Source organism: Sphingomonas sp. AOB5 (genome assembly GCF_029433115.1).
GTDB lineage: Bacteria > Pseudomonadota > Alphaproteobacteria > Sphingomonadales > Sphingomonadaceae > Sphingomonas.
In genome coordinates this window covers 1-859 of the sequence record NZ_JARNTV010000138.1, presented here as the reverse complement: position 1 = coordinate 859, position 859 = coordinate 1, and the positions used below count along the sequence as shown (strand labels likewise).

Below are 859 nucleotides of genomic sequence, written 5' to 3'. Positions count from 1 at the left end.
CGCGCTGATGCGCCACCGCGACCCATGGCATGTCCGCGCCCGCCCATCCGGCCAGCGCCCGGTAGCGTGCCTCGCGAGCGCGATCCTGCAGATTGCCCTCCGCCTGCCAGCCCGCAGGCAGCGTCAGCACTGTGTGGGGCACACCCAGCTGCGCGCAAACCCCGGCGACCATCGCCGCCTCGTCCGCCGCTTCGCTCCGCAAGCCATGATCGACCGTCGCCACGGCCACGCCGCCGGGATAGGCCGCCGCCGCCAGCAGCAGCAGCGCCATGCTGTCGGCCCCGCCGGATACGGCAAGGCCCAGCCGATGCGCGGTATCGGGCGCCGCGCCGGTAATCGCTTCCAGATCGGTGCGGAAACGCGCGATCAGCCCGGGATCGGGCCGATGCACGTCACTTGCACTTATGCTTCGCGCGCCCTGCGATCATGCCCGCGCGCATTTCCGCCGACAGCGTCTCGCCATAGCCGCGCTCCAGCTCGGTATAGACGCGGCAGATCTCGCTCGACGGCTTCTTCAGCTGCTCCAGCGCCTGCGCCAGATAATAGAGGCTGTCCGCGGCGCGCTCGCCCTTGGGGTTCTTGGTGTAATTGTCGAAGAACGCCTTGGCGGCCAGGCTCGGCGCGCCGCCGTCCAGATAGGCGCGACCCAGCAGATTCTGCGCATAGCTGGCACGGCGATGGTTGGGATAGCGGGTGACCACCGCCTCCAGCTCCTTGCGCGCCTCGGGATAGAATTTCCCCTCCCACAGACGGAAGCCATAGACATAGCCATTCTCGGCGGGGTCGGTGCCGGTCGGCTTCTGCACCGCGGCAAGCCGCTCGGCGCGCGAGGCGTCAGCCGAGGCCGGACGCGCGGGCT

2 protein-coding genes are annotated in these 859 nt (G+C 69.7%); both read right to left on the bottom strand.

The genetic code is table 11. The features are described from left to right. A partial coding sequence (locus tag P1X14_RS22055) for an ATP-binding protein (protein WP_346770470.1) occupies positions 1–391 on the bottom strand: 391 nt, incomplete at its 3' end. A 1-nt stretch (position 392) separates the two neighbouring features. Further along, positions 393–859: tetratricopeptide repeat protein (locus tag P1X14_RS22050; RefSeq protein WP_277317571.1), on the bottom strand; the 467-nt coding region annotated here is incomplete at its 5' end.